The organism is Novosphingobium sp. KA1, from assembly GCF_017309955.1.
GTDB lineage: Bacteria > Pseudomonadota > Alphaproteobacteria > Sphingomonadales > Sphingomonadaceae > Novosphingobium.
This window is the reverse complement of the sequence record NZ_CP021248.1, coordinates 197,169-212,628: the sequence shown is the minus strand read 5'-3', so window position 1 is coordinate 212,628 and position 15,460 is coordinate 197,169. Positions and strand designations below refer to the sequence as shown.

At 64.9% G+C, this 15,460-nt stretch carries 9 protein-coding genes and 1 pseudogene; 4 read left to right on the top strand and 6 right to left on the bottom strand.

Features of this window, described 5'->3' with window-relative positions; all coding sequences use genetic code 11:
- Positions 1 to 78: 78 nt before the first annotated feature.
- The 3 genes from CA833_RS18635 to CA833_RS18625 are packed head-to-tail and all read left to right on the top strand — an operon-like array spanning position 79 to position 5,638.
- The gene (locus CA833_RS18635) at positions 79 to 1,170 is read left to right on the top strand and encodes an efflux RND transporter periplasmic adaptor subunit (RefSeq protein ID WP_159832413.1); all 1,092 of its coding nucleotides are present in this window, start codon (positions 79 to 81) and stop codon (positions 1,168 to 1,170) included.
- On the top strand, positions 1,167 to 4,280 hold the full coding sequence (locus CA833_RS18630; RefSeq protein ID WP_133085127.1) for an efflux RND transporter permease subunit: 3,114 nt from the start codon (positions 1,167 to 1,169) through the stop codon (positions 4,278 to 4,280). The genes CA833_RS18635 and CA833_RS18630 overlap by 4 nt, the downstream gene beginning before the upstream one ends.
- Complete coding sequence (locus tag CA833_RS18625; protein WP_133085126.1) at positions 4,277 to 5,638, top strand: TolC family outer membrane protein; 1,362 nt, start codon at positions 4,277 to 4,279, stop codon at positions 5,636 to 5,638. The genes CA833_RS18630 and CA833_RS18625 overlap by 4 nt, the downstream gene beginning before the upstream one ends.
- Before the next feature lie 225 nt (positions 5,639 to 5,863).
- On the opposite strand, the gene CA833_RS18620 is transcribed toward CA833_RS18625, so the two are convergent.
- The 4 genes from CA833_RS18620 to CA833_RS18605 all read right to left on the bottom strand — a co-directional run bounded on the left by CA833_RS18620 (position 5,864) and on the right by CA833_RS18605 (position 9,870).
- Positions 5,864 to 7,399: an IS66 family transposase gene (locus tag CA833_RS18620; protein WP_207080768.1), complete on the bottom strand. Its 1,536-nt coding sequence runs from the start codon at positions 7,397 to 7,399 to the stop codon at positions 5,864 to 5,866.
- Positions 7,400 to 7,430: 31 nt separating this feature from the next.
- Entirely contained in the window at positions 7,431 to 7,787 is a 357-nt protein-coding gene (gene tnpB / locus CA833_RS18615) for an IS66 family insertion sequence element accessory protein TnpB (protein WP_207080767.1), read from the bottom strand.
- Positions 7,784 to 8,239 carry a transposase gene (locus tag CA833_RS18610; RefSeq protein WP_207080766.1) on the bottom strand — a complete coding sequence of 152 codons (456 nt, stop codon included), beginning with the start codon at positions 8,237 to 8,239 and terminating at the stop codon, positions 7,784 to 7,786. Before CA833_RS18610 ends, tnpB begins: the two co-directional genes overlap by 4 nt.
- A gap of 713 nt (positions 8,240 to 8,952) precedes the next feature.
- Positions 8,953 to 9,870, bottom strand: a complete 918-nt coding sequence (locus CA833_RS18605; protein ID WP_133085124.1) for a recombinase family protein — start codon at positions 9,868 to 9,870, stop codon at positions 8,953 to 8,955.
- Positions 9,871 to 10,982: 1,112 nt separating this feature from the next.
- Here CA833_RS18605 and CA833_RS26995 point away from each other — a divergent pair.
- Positions 10,983 to 12,032, top strand: a pseudogene (locus CA833_RS26995) (recombinase family protein); the annotation flags it as partial.
- Between the two features lie 651 nt (positions 12,033 to 12,683).
- Here CA833_RS26995 and CA833_RS26990 read toward each other — a convergent pair.
- On the bottom strand, positions 12,684 to 13,655 hold the full coding sequence (locus tag CA833_RS26990) for a copper resistance protein B (RefSeq protein ID WP_242526532.1): 972 nt from the start codon (positions 13,653 to 13,655) through the stop codon (positions 12,684 to 12,686).
- Entirely contained in the window at positions 13,655 to 15,427 is a 1,773-nt protein-coding gene (locus CA833_RS18595) for a copper resistance system multicopper oxidase (RefSeq protein WP_242526531.1), read from the bottom strand. Before CA833_RS18595 ends, CA833_RS26990 begins: the two co-directional genes overlap by 1 nt.
- Positions 15,428 to 15,460: the final 33 nt, after the last annotated feature.

The following is a 15,460-nucleotide window of genomic DNA, read 5'->3' as shown; positions in this document are numbered from 1 at the left end:
TGTTGCCCGCCCTCGCCATTTGCCCCGCCTCACATGGCAATTTCCCTGTCTTTACAGGGTTTCAAGCAAGGGATCACAATGGCGCGTCTTGCCCTGGTTGTGCCGCTGGCGGCGCTTCTGCTCTCCGCATGTCACGAGGCTCCCCCGGCCAAGGACGAACGGCGGGCGGTCTCCGTCCAGCAGCTCACCGCAAACTCCGGCCAAAGCGCGATCACGTATGCCGGTGAGATCCGTTCCGCCTTCGAGAGCCAGCTGGGCTTCCAGGTGGCCGGACGGATCGTCGAGCGCGCGGTCAGCGCCGGTGACAGCGTGCGCGCCGGACAGGTGCTGTTCCGCCTCGATGGCAGCGACTATGCCCGCGCGCTCGACAGCGCGGCCGCGCAGACCGGCGCGGCCCAGTCGGCGGCGGCGACGCAACGCGCCGATCTCGCCCGCTCGCGCGACCTGCTCGCCCAGGGCTTCATCTCGCAGGCCGAGTTCGACCAGCAGAAGGCCGCCACCGATCAGGCACAGGCGCAGCTACGCGCCGCCGGTGCCCAGCGCGGCACCGCCGCCGCGCAAGTCGGCCGCACCGTCCTGACCGCGCCGCGTGGCGGCGTGATCACGCAAGTGGAGGGCGAGGTGGGACAGGTCGTGGGTGCCGGACAGGCGGTGCTGACGTTCGCCGATCCCTCGCGTCCCGAAGTCGCCGTCTCGCTTTCCGAGGGCGGGCTCGGCCCGGTCCAGCGCGCGAAGCGGCTCAGCGTCACCCTGTGGAGCGATCCCTCGCGCAAGTACGCGGTGAAGCTGCGCAGCATCGCGGGCGCCGCCGATCCCGCGACCCGCACTTTCGCCGCGCGCTTCTCCATCATCGCCCCCGGCGAGACGCTGCGGATGGGCGAAACCGCCGAACTGCGCATCGAGGACGAGCGTGTGGCAAGCGGCATCCTCGTGCCCCTCACCGCGATCGCCCAAGGCCACGACGCCCAAGGCTACGACAAGGCGCAGGCCTGGGTCGTCGACCGGCGCACGATGACGGTCCAACCCCGCACAGTGAAGGTGGGACAGGCGAGCGGCGACAAGCTGACGGTCCTCTCCGGCCTGCGCCCGGGCGAGACGATCGTCACCGCCGGCATCCACCTGCTGCGTGCCGGCGAGAAGGTCCGCATAGCCGAGGTGCCTGCCTCGTGACCGGCTTCAACCTCTCGCGCTGGGCGCTCGGCCACCAGCAACTCGTCGGTTTCCTGCTCGCCGTCGCCTCGGTGGCGGGGCTGCTCTCGTACCTTTCGCTCGGGCGCAAGGAAGACCCGGAGTTCACCGTCAAGACCATGATGATCACCGTCGGCTGGCCGGGCGCGACCGCCGACCAGATGGCCGAACAAGTCATCAAGCCGATCGAGACGGTGCTGACCGAGAACATCCCCGACATCGACTACGTCAAGAGCAAGGCCCGTCCCGGACAGGCGACGCTCAACGTCACGCTGATCTCCACCGTCAAGGGCAGCGCGGTGCCGGATATCTGGTACACCGTGCGCAAGACCGTGACGGACCACCGCGCGGACCTGCCCGACGATGTCGTCGGCCCCGCGTTCAACGACGAGTTCGGGACGACTTACGGCAACATCTACGCGATCACCGGCCCCGGCTTCTCCTATCCCACGCTCAAGCGCTACGCCGAAACGCTGCGCGACCGCATCCAGGCCCTGCCCGACGTCGCCAAGACCGACATGATCGGCGAGCAGGACGAGGCGGTCTACGTCACCTACGACAGCGCGCGACTGGCGATGCTGGGCATCTCGTCGCAGGCCATCGCCGACGCGCTCGACGGCACCAACGCCGTCTCGGCCTCGGGCACGGTCGAGGCGGGCGCCGAGCGCGTGCGCCTGCAGGTGGCGGGCGCCTACGGCTCGCTGGAGGCGATCGCGGCGACGCCGATCTTCGCCAACGGCAAGAGCGTGCGCCTCGATGCGATCGCCAAAGTCGAGCGCACGACCAAGGACCCCGCCACCTTCAGGATGCGGTTCGGCGGCGAGGATGCGGTGGGCGTGGGCATCAGCCTGCGCGACGACGGCAATGTCGCGCGGCTGGGCAAGAACCTGAAGCAGACCGTGGCCTCGTACCAGGACGAACTGCCGGTCGGCGTCGAAATCCACACGGTGTCGGACCAGACGAAGGTCGTGGACGAATCCGTCGGCGAATTCACCCGCTCGCTGCTCGAGGCGGTGGTCATCGTGCTTGTCGTCAACTTCCTGTCGCTCGGCTGGCGGCCCGGCATCGTCGTCGCGCTGTGCATCCCGCTGGTGCTGGCGATGACCTTCGCCGGGATGAGCTGGATGGGCATCGACCTGCAACGCATTTCGCTGGGCGCGCTCATCATCGCACTGGGTCTGCTGGTGGACGATGCGATCATCGTGGTCGAGGCGGTCAGCACCCATCTGGAGGCGGGCTGGACCCGCACCCGCGCCGCGATCAGCGCCTACACCACCACCGCGATCCCGATGCTGGTCGGCACGCTGATTACCGTCGCGGGCTTCCTGCCGATCGCGATGTCGAAGGCGACGGCGAGCGAATACGTGATCTCGCTGTTCCAGGTCATCGCGCTGTCGCTGGTGCTGTCGTGGTTCGTCGCGGTGATCTTCACGCCGTTCCTCGCCTATCACCTGCTGCCCCAGCGTGCCGATGCGCGAGACGACGCGGGCGAGCCCGAGGAGCAGTACGAAGGCCGCTTCTACAGCTGGTTCCGCCGCGCGCTCGACCGCTGCCTCGATCGCCGCAAGACCGTCGTCGCCGCGGCCGCCGCACTGTTCGTGGGCTCCGTGTTCCTGTTCCAGTTCGGTGTGCCCCGCCAGTTCTTCCCGGCGTCCGACCGGCCCGAGCTGGTGGTCGACCTGCAGCTTTCCCAGAACGCCAGCTTCGCCCAGACGCAGGCCGTCGCCGCGCGCATGGAAAAGCTGCTGGCCAAGGATGAGCGCGTCACTTCGGTCACGAGTTACATCGGCGGCGGATCGCCGCGCTTCTACCTGCCGCTGAACGTCCAGACGCCCGACATCACGCTCGCCGAACTGGTCCTCCAGACGAAGGACGAGGAAGCCCGCGAGGAGGTGATCGCGCACGTGCAGGACCTGTTCGCCGCGCAGTTCCCCGAGGCGCGCGGGCGCGTCAGCAGGCTGGAGAACGGGCCTTCGGTGGGCCAGCCCGTGCAATACCGCCTCGCCGGGCCGGACCTCGATGCACTGGCGCCCTTTGCGCAGAAGCTGGAAGCGATCGTCCGCGCGGACAGCCATTCGCGCGACGTGAACAGCGACCTCGGCGAACCGCTCAAGGCGGTCCGCGTCGATCTCGACCAGGACAAGGTGCGTGCCCTCGGCCTCTCCACCGAGGCGGTGCAGAAGACCCTGCAGGCCGCGATCGCCGGGGCCGGCGTCACCACCTACCGCGACCGCGATCTGGCCCTCGATGTCGTCATGCGCCTCGACACGGCCGAGCGCACCGACCTCGGCCGCATCGCCAACCTGCCGATCGCCACGCAGAGCGGCCCGGTCGCCCTGTCGCAGCTGGGCCGGGTCACCGCGAGCAGCGAGCCCGCGCTGCTTTACCGGCGCAACCGGCAGGCGACGATCACCATCGCCGCCGACGTCGAGGGCGAGCAGGCCACCGACCTCACCAAGCGCCTCGAACCCCAGGTCGAGGCGCTGCGCCGGGACCTTCCCGCTGGCGCGTCGCTGGTGAACGGCGGCTCGCAGGAGCAGAGCAGCATCAACCAGCGCGCCACCATGGCCGCAGTGCCGGCCGCGATGATGGTGATCGTGGTCCTGCTGATGCTGCAACTCCAGAACGTCAAGCGGATGCTCGTGGTGCTGGCGACCGGACCGCTCGCGCTGATCGGCGTGGCGCTGATCATGGCGCTGTTCCGCATACCGTTCGGCTTCGTGGCGATGCTGGGCTCGCTGGCGCTGTTCGGCATGGTGCTGCGCAATTCGGTGATCCTGATCGCGCAGATCGACGCGCTGTCGGGCCACGGCCTCTCCATGCGCGAGGCCGTGCGCGAGGCGGCGGTCCATCGCCTGCGCCCGATCATGCTCACCGCGCTCGCCGCCATCCTCGCGATGATCCCGCTGACCCGCTCCACGTTCTGGGGGCCTATGGCCTGGGCGATCATGGGCGGGCTGATGGTCGCCACGATCCTTACCCTCGTGTTCCTCCCGGCGCTCTACGAACTCGTGTTCGACCGCGCGGGCAAGCGAGACACCACGCCGGAGACCCCGATGCACGACACCTCCCCCGAGGGCGCGAAGGCATGAGCCGCGTCCTGTTCCTCGCCACTGCCGCCATGCTTTCCTCGACGCCCGCCCATGCGACGGACCTTGTCGACGCCTGGCGCGCCGCAGCCCTGCACGACCCCGACCACCAGAGCGCCGAGGCCGAGCGCGATGCAGGGCAGGAAGCCGCCGTGCAGGCCCGCGCCCTCAAGCGACCGAGCGTGCAGGTCCAGGCCGGCTACCAGTACAACATGACCGAAACCAACGCCCAGCTGCCCGAAGACCTCACGCCGGTGTTCACCGGCCAGCGCAGCTCGGGACGCGCCTCGGTGGCGGTGCAGGCCGTCCAGCCGATCTACGACGCCGCCAAGGGTGCCCAGTCAACCCAGCTGCGCGAGAAGGCCGCGATCGCCGACGTCCAGTTCGAAGGCGAGCAGCAGGCGCTCATCCTGCGCGTGGCGGACGCCTACTTCTCGGTGCTTTCGGGCGAGGACAAGCTGACCTCCTACACCCGGCAGGTCGAGGCGGCGGAACAGCAGCGCAAGGGCGCGCAGGCCCGCTTCGACGCCGGACGCGCGCGGATCACCGACGTGCGCGAGGCGGAAGCCCAGCGCGACGCGGCGGAAGCGCAGCGGATCGGCGCCGAAGCGGAACTGGCCTATGCCCGCGCCGCCTTCTCCGAACTGACCGGCCTCGGCGCCGAGGGGCTCGAACGTCCCGCCGCCGACTTCGTCGCGCCGGTGCCGACCGGTTCGCTGCAGGACATCCAGGAACGCGCCGAGACCCGCGCGCCCGCCGTCAGGGCCGCCGAGCACAGCGCGCGCGCCGCCGGGGCGGAAATCGACCGCTACGGCCTGTCGGGCCGGCCGGTGATCGAGGGTGTCGCAGGCTACCAGGGACAATTCCGGATGGGCGGCGACGGCGGCAACGGCATCGTGCCCGACCGCATCCAGACCGCTTCCGCAGGCGTGCGCCTGACCGTCCCGCTCTATGCAGGCGGTGGCATCCAGTCGAAGGAACGCGAGGCGCAGGCGAACGCGACCAAGGCCTTGCGCGATCTCGACGCCGCGCGCCGCGATGCCCGCCTTCAGGCGCAGCAGGCGTGGCAGGCTGCCTCGACCGGCGCGCGCAGGGTCGCCGCGCTCAACACCGCGCTCAGGTCCGCCGACCTGCAGCAGAGCGCCGCTGCGACCGGGCGCGACGTCGGCATCCGCACCCAGAACGACGTGCTCAACGCACAGAGCCAGAGCTTCGCCACCGACCGCGACCGCGCGCAGGCCGTCTACGACTATATCCTGGCCCGGCTGAAGCTGGCAGCGTCCACCGGCGATCTGGGATTCGAGGAACTCGACGAGGCCGATCGCCTTATGACTTCGATCCGGCCAGAAACGCGGCCGTGACCGACCCGATTGCCTGACCGATAGGAAGCAGGCGGACATGCCAAATGCCCGCTGGCGAGTGCGGGCGGTTGCGCCGGGGATTGAAGGCATCCGAAGGGGTATCCGGGCCGACGTGGAAGGCGCCTTTTTTTTGGGGGGGGCGCCGAAGCGAGTGTTCACGGGCCTGATCGGCGCCATCCTCATGGAGCAGAGTGACGAATGGGCTGTCCAGCGTAAGCGATGTTCTCAGGCCACGGCGGTCCAGGGCATGAGTTCGCCGAGGGCGTTGGCTGGGTGACCATTTGCTAGCCTGGTGAGTGTTTCGGTCATCCATGTGTGTGGATTGACGTCGGCGATCTTGCAGTTCTCGATGAGCGTGGCGATCACCGCCCAGTTATCGCCGCCCTCGTCGGAGCCGGCGAACAGGGCATTCTTCCGATTGAGCGCGAGCGGACGGATCGAGCGCTCGACGACGTTGCTGTCGAGGTCGACGCGGCCATCGTCGAGGAAGCGTGAGAGACCATCCCAGCGGGTGAGCGCGTAGCGGATCGCTTCGCCGAGCTTGCTCTTGGCGCTGACCTGGCGGTTCCGGGCATCGAGGTAGTTGTGCAGGTCGTTGACGATGATGCGACTGCGTTCGTCACGGACCTGGCGGCGTTGTTCGGCGGGGTTGCCGCGTACCTCGTTCTCGATGGCATAGAGCAAAGCGACACGGCGCAGCACTTCGGTAGCCACCGGCGATGTATCGGCAAGTTCGTAGAATTTGCGGCGCACGTGCGCCCAGCAGAACGCGAGGCTGATCTCATTGCGGCGCCTAGCGAGCGCGGCGTAGCCGCCATAGCCGTCGACCTGCAGGATGCCCGCAAAATCGCCGAGATGCGCTTGTGCCCGTTCGCCCTTACGGTCGGCGGCATAGACGTAGGCGACCATCGGCGGATCACCGCCGCCCCAAGGGCGTTCGTCGCGGGCATAGGCCCATAGCTGGCCGGTCTTGGTCCGCCCGCGACCCGGATCGAGTACCGGCGCGGTGGTCTCATCCGCAAACAGCCGTTCTGATCGCCGCAATCGCTCGAGGATGTGGTCGCGCAAGGGACGCAGGTACCATGCTGCTCGCCCGACCCAGTCCGCCAGGGTGGATCGATCAAGCTGGATACCTTGCCGGGCGTAGATCTGCGCCTGGCGGTACAGGGGTAGATGATCGGCATACTTGGCGACCAGCACCTGCGCGATCAGTGCTTCGGTGGGAATGCCGCCCTCGACGATCCGTGCCGGTGCCGGGGCCTGCACAATGGCACTCTCGCACGAGCGGCAGCCGTAGCGTGGGCGGCGGGTGACGAGGACGCGCAAGGTGATGGGCACGACGTCGAGGCGTTCGGCCACGTCTTCACCGATCTGGTGGAGCGCCCCGCCACAGCAGGGGCAGGCCCGGATGCCATCGACTTCTTCCACATCGACAACCTGCTCGATCCGCTCGAGATGCGCCGGCAGCGAACCGCGGTTGGTCTTGCGCACTCGCTCGGCCGGGGCACGGCTCGCCTTGTCCCTGGCATGCACGGCCTCGGCCAGGGCCGTCTCGACTTCTTCGAGGGCAAGCTGGAGTTGATCGGGATCGAGCTGTTCGGAACGGCGGCCGAAGCGATGACGCTGGAGGGCGTCGATGATCGACCTCAGTCGCTCGGCCTCGGCCTTGAAAACCTTGAGGGCATCAAGCTCGCGGGCCTGTTCGAGGACGAGCGCACGGAGCGCTTCAACGTCTTCGGGAAGGTCCGCCTCGATGAGCATGAGTGGAGTGAATCAGTCCGCGAAGGCCCCGTCAACCGGCAATCTGCGGGGCGATCGGACGGCGTCCGCCATGTACACGGCGCCAGTCCAGCCCCTCGAGCAAAGCGCCGAGTTGCGCGGCGGTCAGACGCATCACGCCATCGCGGATGCCCGGCCACTTGAAGCCGCCGGTCTCGAGCTTCTTGGTCATCAGGCACAGGCCGGTCCCGTCCCACCAGACGAGCTTGATCCGGTCCGCGCGCTTCGCCCGGAATACGTAGATGACGCCCGAATAGGGATCGGCTCCGTACTCGGTCCCGACAAGTGCCGCGAGCGAATCCGCGCCCTTGCGAAAATCCACCGGCCGCGTGGCCACCATCACCCGCGCGCCGGCGCCAGGTCCGATCATCGCGGCGCCCTGAGCGCGTCGATCACTGCGGTAATCGTGCCTACGTCCGCGCCGCGACCGATCTTCACGGCGACGCCGTCGATCTCCAACTCGACAACGCTGGCCTTGGATCGCCGTTGCCTGCGGGAGCGCTTCACTGCCGCAGGTGGATCGCACGCTGGCTCCGGCTCGATCACGGCAGGTACGAACGTCGTTGGCGGTCGAGATGCAACTGGCAAGGTCAGGCCGCGATCTTCCAGTTGCTTGCGAAACTCGCGCCGCCACGTGAACAGCTGCGAGGGGCTCATCCCGTACCGGCGCGCCACCACACTCACCGTCTCCGCGTTCGAATAGCTCTCGGCGACGATCGACGCCTTCGTCTCGGGCGCCCAATCCCTCCGGCGTCCCCGTCCGGTAAAAACCTCGAACCGCTGAACCCCGCTTGTGCCAACATCATCACACGGCATCGTCATAGCACCAGCGCCTCCCGCCCATATCACGGCGTGGAAAATCAGCGCTGCGCTTCAACAACACAAGGTGGGGCTGGGACAGCGCTTACTGTCCAGCACGCCCCCTATATGACGCTTGAAACTATGGCTCCCGTCAGCGACAATCCCATCGCCATGCTCTCGGCTGTACCTAGCGCATCACCGGTTCATCCCGATGCCGAAATGGACGGTGGTGACGGAAATCTACACCACGCCGTAGGGCACGATCACCGGACTTTGCCAGCCTGATCTATGGCGGGCTTTGCACGCCGGTTCCCGCCGATGCGCCGCCTACGTTCATTGTCGTGGCGGCGGACGACGAGTAAATGGCGAACTCCTGTGCAATTCTATAAAGCTTGGCGGGAGGCAGTAGCGTCGGCCGAGCTTCACATCTATGAGCGCTTTCGCACGGGGTCTATCTGAACCCGAAGGGGACCACTAGCGCCCACTAGTGCGACGAACTAATCTAGTGGATGCAGTCTCGCGGTTTGACGGCGCGAGCCGACCAATAACCGAACGCGGGATGACCTTGGGGTGCGTATCCGCCAATGTCAGGTTTCGGCGAAACGCGTCATTCACGGTCGCGCTCGGGAACGACCGTGAAGTCCCAAATTACGTCAGGATCGGGCTGTTTGATCCGCTCGAGGCAGGCACCGGGCCGCTAACGGAATTCTGATCTCGTGCTCGCTCTCCTACGCTCATTCGCGAATTCCCCGGGCCGCCGATCTATCAGGAAGAATGCCTAGGCCTTGCGCCTGCGCAATGACTCGTCTCACGCCCTCAGGTGACCATTGCATCCCCCCTCGCGGCGTTGGCTCTCGCAAATCCTTACTTAACCAAGCCGCAATGCCGCGCAGCGTCGCGTCTGGCTCGCTCCTGAGCTTGTCCGCAACGAGTAGGGCAACGCGACTATCATTCGAAAGGCGCGGCGCCGTCTCAAGGATCACAGGATTTGCATAGCCTGCATCAACAAGCGTTCGGCACGCCTTCACCAGCGTGCGTTCAGAAAACGAACGCACCGGGGGCTTGATCGACCGAATGTGCCGCAACACCACCGCCCAGGGCAACTGCGGGCGCAGGCGCTCAACGAGCGGCAGCCAACCCCGCCGCCCATCGATCAGATCGTGGAGATGCTTTTCTCTCAGGGTGTGACGCAAGGCATCGATTGCTGACGGATCCCGGGCGCGCATTTTCGGATTTCCCGGCTTAGCGCCGCGGGCAACTGCCGCTTTGAGGCCAGCGCGCGTACGCTCCCTAATAAGCGCGCGTTCGAACTCTGCAAAGGCGCCCAGCATCTGTGTCATCAGCATGCCTTGCGGGCTGCTGGTGTCGATCGGATCGTTGATCGAGCGAAAATACGCCCCCTTCGCACGAAGCCCTTCAACCATTTCGAGCAAATGCGACAACGATCGTGCGAGGCGATCAATCCGCACAACCACAAGGGTGTCCCCCTGCCCTACCGCTGCGAGCGCGCTGGCTAGTTTAGGTCGGCTCCGGCTGCCACCGCTGGCCCGGTCCTCAAATATGGTTGCGCAGCCCACGCGCTGAAGCTCACCGAGCTGCGCAGACGTGTCCTGTTCGTCCGTCGATACGCGGGCGTAGCCAATAAGGGGCATCTGTCACAATCCATCTAACGAGGTCAACCGTTCGGTTGCCCCCGTAAGGTAGACGCGTAAGCTGCCTTTGACCATCACCCCTCAGTAGGACAGGCGTCTACCGCCCCGTTCATTTTAGCCGAGTGTACGGAACTTGAGAGAGGCCCCTGCCCCGGCCGGCCGTAGCCTGCGGATACCGCCAGGAAGTGCCCCTGAAAATGCCGGAACTCTGCCGCGCAGCACATTGGCGGCCGGCGGTATTCTTCCCTGAATCCGGCCGTATTCTTGCGGGGCTGGTAGCGAAAATTCAGCGGTGGCGGGGAGTCCGGTCGTATCCTGAAACCGACACCTTCTATAAAGAGACGTCAAATATGCTTATATGATAACTGCAATTATCGCGTGTCCATTTCCGTACTTTTTACTTGGCTTTACTGACCAGATGAATGCTCCGCGCCAGAGCATGCATTGGACAGCCCATAAAAAGGTGAGAATAGGCGAATGGACATCGCGTTATCTTGAAAGCCTTTTCGAAATCATCCGCACCAGTCGGTGAAAATTTTTTTCGAAGCCATCAAAGCCCCTGTGTACGCCTTGGAACTCGGGTGGACGATTCCAAGAAAAGGCCTTCCTTTGGAGCCTCTTGAAGTTCAATCACGCGCCCCCATTGCTGACAGATCGCCTCTTCGACAGTAGGTTTTCCATGTCCGTTCTCCGACGAAGTTTGGACACTTTCGCTCTTTTCGGAGAGGTACTCGGCACCTTCCGAGCCCTTGGGTCGACTGCGCCTCGAGACGCTGAAGTCAGCCACTATTTGAAGAGCTGGCCCACCAAAGCGTGCACGAATCAGAAGCCTTTTGCCGGACTGCGAACCTACAGGTGTGCGCGTTGATCCGCCCGGAGACTGACGCGGGCATTGATGGTGCCCCCGAACCTGCTGACGAGCAGCAAAACCGAACTCGTGATGCCCTGGTTTGCCTTGCTCGCCTGCTGGGACGCCAGATCGCCCGCGAGTTAAACGCGACACAACCTCCGCCTCACGACCAAGAGAAACCCGCAATCAATAAACCGTAGGGGGAAAGGGCGCCGCAGGCGTCATGCGTGCATGACGGCCTTCCGCTGTCGGGAGCTATTTCATGATCCGCACTGCGCTCTATGCCCGGTACTCCACCGACCGGCAAAGTCCATCATCGATTGAAGACCAACTGCGCATTTGCCATGAACACGCCGCCAGAGAAGGCTGGCGCGTGATCGGAAGCTACATGGACGCCGCCATTTCCGGATCGAGCGTGACTCTGCGTCCAGGCATTCAACAATTGCTCGAAGATGCCAGGACGGGGAAGTTCGATCTTCTGCTGGCGGAAGCACTTGATCGTATCTCCCGTGACCAGGCCGACATCGCGACACTTTTCAAACATCTGCAGTTTGCCGGCATAACCATCGTCACTCTCGTCGAAGGCGAAATCTCCGAACTCCATGTCGGCCTCAAGGGCACGATGAACGCGCTGTTCTTGAAGGATCTTGCGAAGAAGACACATCGCGGCTTGCGTGGGCGGGTCGAGAAGGGAAAGGCTGGCGGCGGCCTGTCCTACGGCTACGATCTGGTGAGGCGCCTTGACGCTGGTGGCGAACCGATCCGCGGCGAGCGCACAATCAACCTAGCAGAAGCCGAGGTCATCCGCCGCGTATTTCGTGACTATGCGAACGGCATTAGCCCGTTAGCGATAGCCAAGCGGCTCAACGCAGAGAGAGTTCCGGGCCCATTTGGTAAGCTCTGGGGGGCCACTACACTACGCGGACACACCAAGCGCGGAACTGGCCTCCTTAACAACGAGCTCTATATCGGCCGGATCGTCTGGAACCGGCAACGTTATCTGAAGAATCCTCAGACCGGTAAGCGCGTCTCACGCCTCAATCCTCAGTCCGAGTGGATTACAGCAGAAGTCGCCGAACTCAGAATTATCGATGACGACTTGTGGCAGGCTGTGAAGGCGCGCCAAACCTCGCAGCGAATTGAGTTCACTAGTTCCATCGAAGGCGAGAACGCAGCGGCAAAACTGCATATGCAGCGGCGTCCAAAGTCGTTGCTATCCGGTCTGCTCGTCTGCGGAGCGTGTAATGGCCCGGTATCTCTGCGCGGACAGGATCGTTTCGCATGTTCGGCGCATGCTAGCCGGCGCTCGTGCTCAAACGCTCGTTCGATAAAACGCGAAGTGCTTGAGGCGCGTGTACTCGAAGGTCTGCGCCACCGGTTGATGGCTCCCGAGATTGTTGCTGAAGCGATTCATGCCTATGTCGAGGAAACCAACCGGCTCAATCAACAGCAGCGCGCCGCAGGGATTTCCGACAAGGCGGAACTAAAAAAGGTCGTGAAGGCCATAGAGCGTCTGGTGAACATGGCAGCCGATGGTGAGTCGACACGGGGTCTGATCGATAAGCTGCTGGCGTTGGAAGCACAGGAAGATGCCATACGGGCGCGCATGAGCGAGGCGCCTCATGTTACCCCGGACATCCACCCGAACATTGCGGAATTCTACCGGAAGAAAGTCGAACGCCTAGCGGAGGCGCTGCAGCATCCGTCTGAACGGGATGAAGCCGCATGTGCCATTCGCGGTCTGATCGAGCGCGTCATACTGTTTCCCGGAGCTAAACGTGGCGAGATGACTGCCACGCTTCACGGCGAGTTCGGAGCTATTATGGAATGGGCATCACAACACGAAACGGCCGGAATGGCCTTCATATCCGGGTCTCTTGCTCCGCCATTGTCGGTATCAGTGGTTGCGGGGGTACGCAATCATTACAAATCGCGCCCATTCCAATACGATTTAGCGCCGCAATCAAAACATCGCACGCACGCCGAAAACCGCCGAGATGCCAGACACACCCTTACCCGCATCCCGCGCAATCCGGGCGGTTCCGCCAAGCTTACGCTCCCAATTTACGCCCACGTAAGGTGCTAGTGAGCGATTGCGCTCGTAGCGAAGCCTTGCTCCCAGTTCGATCCGCTCAAAGCCTGCACCGACGTTCAGCGCCGGAACGTCCTGAAACGCGAAATCCACCTCGGCTTCAGGTTCGACCACCAGTGACTGGGTGATGCGCTGCGTATAGCCTGCCTTGCCGCGTGCGTGGACATCACCCTTGTTCGAGACGAGCAACTGACCTTGCAGTTCGAACCAGTAAGGTGCCAGCCCCTCGATGCCGACCAGCGCGTAAGTGCGCTGCGGATCGGGCCGGAAGTCCTGCCGCATGCCGAGTTGCAGGTTGAACCAGGGATCGAGCGCGTGACGCCAGTAGGCTCCCAGTTCGATGCGTTCGGCCCGTTCACCGAACGTGCCCTCACCCTCGCTGGCGAGCACGATCCGGTCGATATCGCCGCCGTACCAGGCCTGCCCTTCCCAGCCGAAACCGTCGCCGCCCTTGCCGGTGCGGAATTCCAGTTGATCGACCTGAAGGGCGAAGGTGCTGAACTTCATCTCCTTCACCATCGCCGCGCGCGACGCCGCCATGCGATCGGGCGTGAAGAAGCGCTGCGCAGGAAAGTCGGTCGGCACCGGTGGCGGCGGGGCATCACCCGGCTCGTCGGAGACCGTGCTTGCGGGCATGGCGTGGGCCGAGTGATCCATGCCCTTCATATCCGGCGCGCTCATGTCCATGCCGGACATGTCCATCTGCGAATGGTCCATGCTGCCATGATCCATTCCGGCATGTTCGTCGGCTTGAGGCGGTGTGGAACTAGCCTCCTGCGCTTGCACGGCCAAAGGGGAGGTCGCCAGCAGCAGCGAGGTGAGGACCGGGAAGAACCGAGCCATCAGGCTTCTCCCTCCCGGCGCACCGTCACCACGCGCATCATCCCCGCATGCATGTGCAGAAGCATGTGACAGTGAAACGCCCAGTCGCCCTCGGCATCGGCCGTGAGATCGAACGAGGCCTTTCCGCCCGGCAGCACGTTGATGGTGTGCTTGCGCGCGCGGTTTCCCGGCTCGCCGCTGACCAGTTCGAAGAAGTGGCCGTGGATGTGGATCGGGTGCGGCATCATCGTGTCGTTGACGAGATTGACGCGTACGCGCTCGCCCAGACGGAACGGGATCGGCGCCGGATTTTCCGACATCGCCTCGCCGTCCATCGACCACATGTACCGTTCCATGTTGGCGGTCAGATGCACGTCGATCTGGCGGCTCGGCACGCGCGGATCGGGATTGGGGTCGCGCGAGCGCAAGTCGGCATACGTCAGCACGCGGTGGTCGGCGCTTTCCAGCCCGGTCGGGCGGTCGGCAAGCCGGTCCACCGGCATCGGCGAGAGCGTGGCGACGCCCGGCCCCATCTTCACTCCCGGCGCGACGGAAGGATCGCGCATCGACATCGAATGGCCGCTCATCGAACTGTTGGCAGGCTTGCTGAGGTCGATCACGCCGCCCTCGCCCATGTCCATCCCCTCCATGTCCATGCCCATGTCGCGCATGGTGAGCACCGGCCGCTCGCGCAGCTTCGGCGTTTCTCCGACAAGGCCCACCCGCTGCGCCAGTGTCGCGCGGACCTGGCCGGAGCGGTCGATAGCCTCGGCGATCACGCCGTAGCTTTCCGCCGAACCGGGCTCGACGATGAAGTCGTAAGTCTCGGCAATCGCGATCTGCACTTCATCGGTCTCGACCGGCTGCACAGGATTGCCGTCCGCCGCCACCACGGTCAGCGGCAGGCCGGGAATGCGGAAGTTGAAGTTGGTCATCGCCGACGCATTGATGACGCGCAGCCGCACTTTCTCGCCCGGTGCAAAAAGCCCGGTCCAGTTCTCCGCATTGCCGTGGCCGTTGACGAGGAAGCTGTAGGTCGAGCCGGTCACGTCCGAGATGTCGGTCGCGTCCATGCGCATCTTGGCCCAGGCGAGGCGGTCGGCCAGCGACTGGTCCTTGCCCGCGAGCAGTCCCGACAGCGTTTGGCGCTGGCGGTTGAAATAGCCGCCCATCATCTTCAGGCGGCGCATCTGTTCGTGCGGATGGATCGGGCTCCAGTCCGACAGCACCAGCACATGCTCACGGTCGCAGGTGATCGGATCGGCGCCGGCAGGATCGATGACGATCGGACCAAGCAGCCCTTCCGCCTCCTGCATGCCCGAGTGCGAGTGATACCAGTACGTGCCCGACTGGATGAGCGGGAACTCGTAGACGAACGTCTCGCCGGGATCGATGCCGGGGAAGCTCACGCCCGGAACGCCGTCCATCTGGAACGGCACCAGCAGCCCGTGCCAGTGGATCGAGGTCTGCTCTTTCAGGCGGTTGGTGACGGCGATCCGCACCTTTTCGCCTTCACGCAGGCGCAACAGCGGGGCGGGCAGCGTGCCGTTGACGGTTACCGCGTGCCCCGAACGGCCACCGGTCGAAAAGTGGCTCTCCCCGATCTGCAGCGCGATGGAATTGCCCGAAAGAATGCCGGAATCGGTGCTGGCGTGGACGATCCCCGGCGTGCCGCTCCTCGCCCATGCCGGGAACAGGCCCGCCATGCCGAGGCTGCCCGCAAAGGCGCCGCCAAGGGCCAGGAAACGCCTGCGCTGCAGCAGGGAGCGATGGAAACTGTCGTTCGGCATCATGCATGGGATACGCGCCCTTGGCAGGTATCCCTC

What these genes read in the sequence shown, in the direction of transcription:
- tnpB (WP_207080767.1), bottom strand. Translation starts at nt 7,787, where the DNA reads ATGATCGGACCTGGCGCCGGCGCGCGGGTGATGGTGGCCACGCGGCCG.
- CA833_RS18605 (WP_133085124.1), bottom strand. Translation starts at nt 9,870, where the DNA reads ATGCCCCTTATTGGCTACGCCCGCGTATCGACGGACGAACAGGACACG.
- CA833_RS18610 (WP_207080766.1), bottom strand. Translation starts at nt 8,239, where the DNA reads ATGACGATGCCGTGTGATGATGTTGGCACAAGCGGGGTTCAGCGGTTC.
- CA833_RS18595 (WP_242526531.1), bottom strand. Translation starts at nt 15,427, where the DNA reads ATGATGCCGAACGACAGTTTCCATCGCTCCCTGCTGCAGCGCAGGCGT.
- CA833_RS18635 (WP_159832413.1), top strand. Translation starts at nt 79, where the DNA reads ATGGCGCGTCTTGCCCTGGTTGTGCCGCTGGCGGCGCTTCTGCTCTCC.
- CA833_RS18620 (WP_207080768.1), bottom strand. Translation starts at nt 7,399, where the DNA reads ATGCTCATCGAGGCGGACCTTCCCGAAGACGTTGAAGCGCTCCGTGCG.
- CA833_RS18625 (WP_133085126.1), top strand. Translation starts at nt 4,277, where the DNA reads ATGAGCCGCGTCCTGTTCCTCGCCACTGCCGCCATGCTTTCCTCGACG.
- CA833_RS26990 (WP_242526532.1), bottom strand. Translation starts at nt 13,655, where the DNA reads ATGGCTCGGTTCTTCCCGGTCCTCACCTCGCTGCTGCTGGCGACCTCC.